The sequence below is a fragment of the Synechococcus sp. Cruz CV12-2-Slac-r genome, assembly GCF_024346075.1.
Taxonomy (GTDB): domain Bacteria; phylum Cyanobacteriota; class Cyanobacteriia; order PCC-6307; family Cyanobiaceae; genus Synechococcus_D.
The window spans coordinates 1-5,975 of record NZ_JAGQEK010000103.1; the positions used below are offsets into that span (position 1 = coordinate 1).

Sequence of the window (5,975 nt, forward strand, 5' to 3'; positions counted from 1 at the left end):
GGCCTTATGCCCCATACGGAGCAATGGTGCAGGGATGGGGGCAAGCTGTGGCCCATTGCTCGCCACTTGGTTCATTTAGTGGAAGGGGTTAGCGGTGCTCGCTATTGGCGCCGAGCCTTAGTAGAAAAAGCTTCTAAAGCCAATGCTGGACCTGAGGTGCTGGAGAGCGCTTGCCTGCAATTAGAGGAGCGCGGTTTGTAGTTAGCTGCTAAAAAGCGAGGGCAAAATCAAAAATTCAATGGTCAAACAATTTTTGCGGGATTTCCGCAATTTTTTGCAGCAGGGAAATGTAATAGAACTTGCCATCGCTGTAGTTATTGGCGGTGCATTCGGCAAGGTTGTTGATGCTTTAGTGAGCTTGGTGATGGGCCAACTACTCACTCCAACCTTGAAATCCCTTGGAATTGGTCAAATTAATCAATGGCCTGCTGGCAACTTCTTGGTGGCGTTGATCAATTTTGTTGTAATCAGCCTGGTTGTGTTTTCAGTGATGCGCACGATTCAAAATCTGAAGCGCCAAGAAGAGATCAGCACAACTGCCGCTGCCGCAACTGATCCGCAACTGCTGTTAGCAGAAGCAGCTGAACGGCTCGCCAAAGCGCTGGAGAGCCGCCAGCTTTAAAGCAAATTCAACCTTCAGCGCCGCCGTAATCGCCCCAATCCTCACTGGGGGCTGGGGTAGCTGGGCGATCACCACCACCGCGGCGGCGGCGGCGGCGGCCGTCGTCAAAACCATCGCGGCTTGGTTCGCCAGCTGGAGCGCCCCAGGTATCTGCTGCAGGGGCAGGGTTTGGAGCTGGAGCTGAATCGCGATTGCCGTAGCTGCGATCTTCCCAACCGCGGGCACCCGAGCTGCGCTCGCCACCACCGCCGCCGCCACTGCGGGGTTCAGCTTTGTTGATGCGCAAGGGTCTACCCATCAGCTCGGCGCCTTGCAATGCATCGATGGCTCGCTGTTCTGCAGCGTCGTCTGCCATTTCCACAAAGGCAAAGCCTCTTTTGCGTCCGGTGTCCCGTTCCAAAGGAAGGGAACAATTGCTTACTTCGCCGTGGGTGGCGAAGAGTTCGATGATGTCTTCCTGTTCCGCGCGGAAGGGAAGGTTGCCTACAAAAATGCTCACTGGCCTTAGGGACCGAATGGACGGTTGATATGGACTAGGGGATCCCATAGAAATGGGAACTTTCAAAATCTAAACCGGCAAGTGCCACTTAATCGATGTCTTTAAGAACACATCAAGAGATTGCGCCAATGATTTAGCTGCAGTTGCACCTGAGTAAAGCCAGTACCCCCTTCACTAATCCGCGCTGCCACCACCTGCCGCGGAGCGATCGCGGCATAAATACTTTGCTCAAAAGCTGGATGCAGCATTTGCCAACGCTCCAATGGCAACTCAGCTAGCAACACCCCCTCCTGCAGGCAGGTTTTTACCAAACCGCCAACTAATTGATAAGCCTCACGGAAGGGAACACCGCGATTCACTAGATAATCAGCCACATCAGTGGCATTGGAAAAGTCGCTGGCAACCGCTTGCTCCAAGCGTTCCACCCGAAAATCAATACCCTCCTCCAATAAAATTGCCATGGCTTCTAGGCAATCTTCAGTGGTGCGCACAGCATCAAATAAAGCTTCTTTGTCTTCCTGAAAGTCTTTGTTGTACGCAAGTGGAAGCCCTTTAATCATGGTTAGCAAACCCTGGAGATGGCCAAATACGCGGCCGCACTTACCACGCACCAATTCCGGCACATCGGGATTTTTTTTCTGTGGCATCAAACTGCTGCCGGTGGCGCAACGGTCGCTAAGGCGCACAAAACCAAATTCCTCACTAGCCCAAATAATCACCTCCTCGCTTAGCCGGCTGAGGTGAACCATCACCAAAGCTGCTGCTGCACTGAACTCCACAGCAAAATCACGATCGCTTACCGCGTCCAAGCTGTTGGCATAAATAGTTTCAAAGCCCAGTTCAGCTGCGGTTTGACGGCGATCGATTGGCAGCGGAGTACCCGCTAGTGCCGCAGCGCCAAGGGGGCAAATATTCACCCGTTTACGCACATCAAGCAGGCGTAAACGATCCCGCTCGAGCATCTCCACGTAAGCGAGTAAGTGATGGGCTAATGAAAGGGGTTGAGCCCGTTGCAGATGGGTGTAGCCAGGAATCAAGGTATGCAGATGCTGATCCGCCAGTTGAAACAAGGCCCGTTGCAGCCGTTGTAGGCGCGGTTCCAAACCATCGATGCGTTGCCTCAACCAGAGGCGCAAATCAGTACCAACTTGATCATTACGGCTGCGGCCGGTGTGCAGTTTTTTGCCCAACGGCCCCAGCAGTTCAATCAAGCGCCGTTCCACGGCGAAATGGACGTCTTCACATTCCAGGCCGGGCCTAAAACTGCCCGCTGCTGCCTCTTGGCGCACCGCTTCTAAGCCGGATATCAGATCAATACTTTCCTGCTCTGAAATCAAACCGCAACGCCCCAACATGCGGGCATGGGCAACGGAACCATCAAGATCCTGTTGCAGCAAGGCAATATCAAAACCAATCGAGGCATTAAAGCGCTCGATTGCAGGGTGCAAACCCTGCTCAAAACGGTTGCTCCAACTGGCCCCTTGCCCCCCTGTTACCCCTTCATTTGCACCCATTTCGCCTGGCCCGCAGGATTTCACAGGCTAGGCAACACCACTTCATCTTTCACCTTCATTACCACCACAGAGGCGTCGTCGTCTAAGTGGCGGCCTGGCCCCACAAAACGATCCAGCCGCGCAAAAAGTTGATCCAAAATTTCTTGGGCCCCAACCCCCGATTTACATATCGCCAAAAGGGATCGCATTAAACGCTCCTCATCAAAACGCTCACCGCCAAGGCCGCTGGCTTCAGTAACACCATCGGTATAAAAAAGAAGCACATCCCCTGGCTCTAAAAGCACCTGCTCACAGCCGTAATCAGCATCGGGCTGCAAGCCAATTAATAGGCCAGGGGCATCAAGACGTTCCACCGTGTGGCCCTGCCGGCGCCAAATCAAAGGCGGGTTGTGAGCTGCATTACTAAAACGCAGCAATCTTGAGCGCGGATCATATTCTGAGTAAAACAAGGTAACGAAACGATTGGAATGAGCTAAATCCTCTTGGGCTAATTGATTTAAATCATGTAAAATTCGATCAGGCGGTAAACCGGTTAACACCTCAGCTCGCAACATTCCCCGTAGCAAGGTCATTAATAAACCTGCAGGTATACCTTTCCCCATTACATCTCCCATCACTAAAGCCCACCTTCCCTGTTCCCGTCTTTTACCAGTTAATTGAGGTTTAGTGGGAATAAAATCATAATAATCACCACCAACTTGAAAGGCGGGGCGGCAGCGAGCAGCCAGTTCTACCCCTTCAATCACTGGGCAGCGATCTGGCAACAATTGCGCTTGGATTTCACCGCCAATATTTAGTTGTTGATCTAATCGTTGATGCTGACGCATCTGCTCCAGTAGTAATTCATTTTCAATCGCTACCGCCGTTTGATCTGCCACCAATTGCACATGGCGGCGTCTCACCTCACTCCACGAATATTGAGGATCACTACTAAAAACATATAAACGACCCCGCTGTCGATTTTTTGCAACCACCGAAGTGCCAAAAAGTTGCACATCTCCCAGCTGCCTGCGCACCAATTGATCCAGCCGAGATGCCATCAATTCATCGCCCGCCTCGGAATCGAGATCTTTATCTTGTAAACCCGCCAGCATGCGCAATAACTCAGCGCAACGTTTAGAGGCGGAGGCATGCAATTGTTCACGCCAAAGCGAACCATCACTGCGCAGAGTGAGCAAAATCGCACCTTCCGCCTCCACTAAACGGGCCGTGAGCAGAGGCACCAGCTCAAGAAAACGGCTCAAATTAGTGAAACTACGTAAAGCAAACCCAAGGGATGCCAGTAGCTCTTGATTACGCCGTTGTTCGCGGTTGAGGCTATCGATCAGTTGCCGTAAAGAAGCGGCAGGGGTGATCGCAATTGGGGGTCGGTGGGCAGGCGGCTGGGCGCCCATGGGGCTGCCGCAGGGGGACTTAAGTTAGCTAGTTTTTGGCTAATAAAGCTTCAATAAATTCAAAGCTGTTAAATGGTCTTAGATCGCGTAAACCCTCACCGGCGCCAATAAAACGAATTGGCAGGCCGGTTTCAGCCGCAACTGCAAGGGCAACTCCGCCTTTTGCACTTCCATCGAGCTTGGTGAGAATTACCCCAGTGAGTTGCGCGGCGGCAGCAAAAGCCATCGCCTGTCTTAAACCGTTTTGACCCTGGCTGGAATCAAGCACCAGTAACGATTCCACCTGAGCTTCTGGGGCAAGGCGATCAATAATGCGCCGCACTTTTGCCAGTTCTTCCATCAAATTGTGTTTTGTTTGCAGCCGCCCAGCGGTATCAACCAAAAGCAATTCAACATTTTTTGAACGTGCCGCACCTATGGCATCAAAAACCACAGCGGCAGGATCGGCGTTAGCGGAAGGATTTGCTATCACTGCAACCCCGCTGCGTTCTGCCCACACCTGAAGTTGCTGCACCGCCGCAGCCCTAAAAGTGTCGCCTGCTGCCATCAGGCAGCTGTAGCCACTGCGCACCGCCAAGTTTGCAAGTTTGCCCAAGGTGGTGGTTTTACCAACGCCGTTCACACCCACGATCAACCAAATATTGAGCCGGCCTTTTATTGGGGCAAGCAAGGGAGCAATTCCTTGTTTGCCAAGGGGACTCTCAAGCTGTTCGCGCAATTCTTGCTTTAGTAAAGAAATCGCTTCTGCCGCATCAACCACCGCTTCATTCATGCGTAGCCGCAAACGATCAAGCGCTAGATCGGTGCTTTGAATCCCTACATCAGCTTTAAGTAAAAGGGTTTCGATCTGCTCAAGCGACTGCTCAGATAGAGGATCATCACCAAGATTTTCGAGTAATTGAGTAACAAAACCCTGACGGGTTTTTTCCATTCCACGCCGCAACTTCCCCAGCCAATCGATTTCTTCTATGGAAACTTGAGCAGCTGGTCGCCCTTGAGCTGCAAGCACTTCTGCAGACCAAAGAAAATCTGAATCAAGCTGAATTTCAGTTTTAACTTCAACAGCGGCTAACGACACACTGGCGAGCCGTTCATCTCGCTTTGCTGCTGCTTGTTCGAGCAAAGAAGGAGCTATTGGAACTTCTGGAACTTCTGGTGGAGTATCAAGAGGTGCCTCTGGCGCGCCCTGTTGTTGAGCCTTAAGGCGGGCATAAGCCTCCTTGGCCCATGCCAAAGCATCCTCTGCAGATTGGGCCTCAGTGGTTTCGCGATTAAACCAATCAAACTCAGCCATTGTTTAGCCCTTGAAGTTCAGCAGCGGCAGTGATGTAGCGGCGCAAAACACCATTGATCTTGCGTCTGCCCGCCTCATCGCTATAGCGATTAGCCAATTCAACAGCTTCATTAATCGCCACAGCAGGAGGGGTTTGAAAAGCTTCAATTTCCACTACCGCTAAACGCAAAATGTCTTGGTCGATGCGAGCCAAACGGGTTAAACGCCAGCCCTCCATCACAGCATCAATGCGGCTATCTAAAGCTGGTTGCGCCGCAAATACTGCCTTGGAGCGCTGTAAAGCCCATTCGCGTAGATCATGCTGATCTGCTAAGAGAAGCAAACGGGGAAGTTCCAAACTGGCTGATAACCGATTCAATACCTGCTCGGCTCCTTCTAAACCTTTATGTAAATGTTGCCTAACACGTTCGTTTTCACCTTCGTTTAATTCGCTTTCAAAAAGAGCTTGTTGAGCTTGCTGCAATTGATCTGCAGATTGATCCAATACCTCCCGCAAATGGCTATGCAGTGAAGTGAGCGCTTGGGCTAGAAGTTGCTCGGTAGTAGCTGGGCTGCGATCAGCTTTTTGACCAAGAATTAAAAGGGATAACTCCCTGGCAATCGTGCGGTTTTGCATCAATTTCAGGGTTTTGGTGGGCTGGGCTGCGTGGAG

The 5,975-nt window shown here is 51.7% G+C and carries 6 protein-coding genes and 1 pseudogene; 2 read left to right on the forward strand and 5 right to left on the reverse strand.

The annotated features are described in order from the left end of the window. Both KB557_RS08360 and mscL read left to right on the forward strand, forming a co-directional pair. Positions 1-201: pseudogene (locus tag KB557_RS08360) on the forward strand (tRNA dihydrouridine(20/20a) synthase DusA); the annotation flags it as partial. Positions 202-238: 37 nt separating this feature from the next. After that, positions 239-622, forward strand: a complete 384-nt coding sequence (mscL, locus tag KB557_RS08365) for a large conductance mechanosensitive channel protein MscL (protein ID WP_255133182.1) — start codon at positions 239-241, stop codon at positions 620-622. Between the two features lie 7 nt (positions 623-629). On the opposite strand, the gene KB557_RS08370 is transcribed toward mscL, so the two are convergent. The 5 genes from KB557_RS08370 to nusB all read right to left on the reverse strand — a co-directional run bounded on the left by KB557_RS08370 (position 630) and on the right by nusB (position 5,939). Further along, the gene (locus KB557_RS08370; RefSeq protein ID WP_255133184.1) at positions 630-1,121 is read right to left on the reverse strand and encodes an RNA-binding protein; all 492 of its coding nucleotides are present in this window, start codon (positions 1,119-1,121) and stop codon (positions 630-632) included. A 101-nt stretch (positions 1,122-1,222) separates the two neighbouring features. Further along, complete coding sequence (argH, locus tag KB557_RS08375) at positions 1,223-2,635, reverse strand: argininosuccinate lyase (protein ID WP_255133191.1); 1,413 nt, start codon at positions 2,633-2,635, stop codon at positions 1,223-1,225. Positions 2,636-2,655: 20 nt separating this feature from the next. Continuing rightward, a complete protein-coding gene (locus KB557_RS08380) occupies positions 2,656-4,029 on the reverse strand; it encodes a PP2C family protein-serine/threonine phosphatase (RefSeq protein WP_255133187.1) in 1,374 nt (457 codons plus the stop codon). Between the two features lie 28 nt (positions 4,030-4,057). Beyond that, on the reverse strand, positions 4,058-5,323 hold the full coding sequence (ftsY, locus tag KB557_RS08385; protein ID WP_255133189.1) for a signal recognition particle-docking protein FtsY: 1,266 nt from the start codon (positions 5,321-5,323) through the stop codon (positions 4,058-4,060). Next, entirely contained in the window at positions 5,316-5,939 is a 624-nt protein-coding gene (gene nusB, locus KB557_RS08390; protein WP_255133192.1) for a transcription antitermination factor NusB, read from the reverse strand. The genes ftsY and nusB overlap by 8 nt, the downstream gene beginning before the upstream one ends. Positions 5,940-5,975: the final 36 nt, after the last annotated feature.

What these genes read in the sequence shown, in the direction of transcription:
- mscL (WP_255133182.1), top strand. Translation starts at nt 239, where the DNA reads ATGGTCAAACAATTTTTGCGGGATTTCCGCAATTTTTTGCAGCAGGGA.
- argH (WP_255133191.1), bottom strand. Translation starts at nt 2,635, where the DNA reads ATGGGTGCAAATGAAGGGGTAACAGGGGGGCAAGGGGCCAGTTGGAGC.
- KB557_RS08380 (WP_255133187.1), bottom strand. Translation starts at nt 4,029, where the DNA reads ATGGGCGCCCAGCCGCCTGCCCACCGACCCCCAATTGCGATCACCCCT.
- ftsY (WP_255133189.1), bottom strand. Translation starts at nt 5,323, where the DNA reads ATGGCTGAGTTTGATTGGTTTAATCGCGAAACCACTGAGGCCCAATCT.
- nusB (WP_255133192.1), bottom strand. Translation starts at nt 5,939, where the DNA reads ATGCAAAACCGCACGATTGCCAGGGAGTTATCCCTTTTAATTCTTGGT.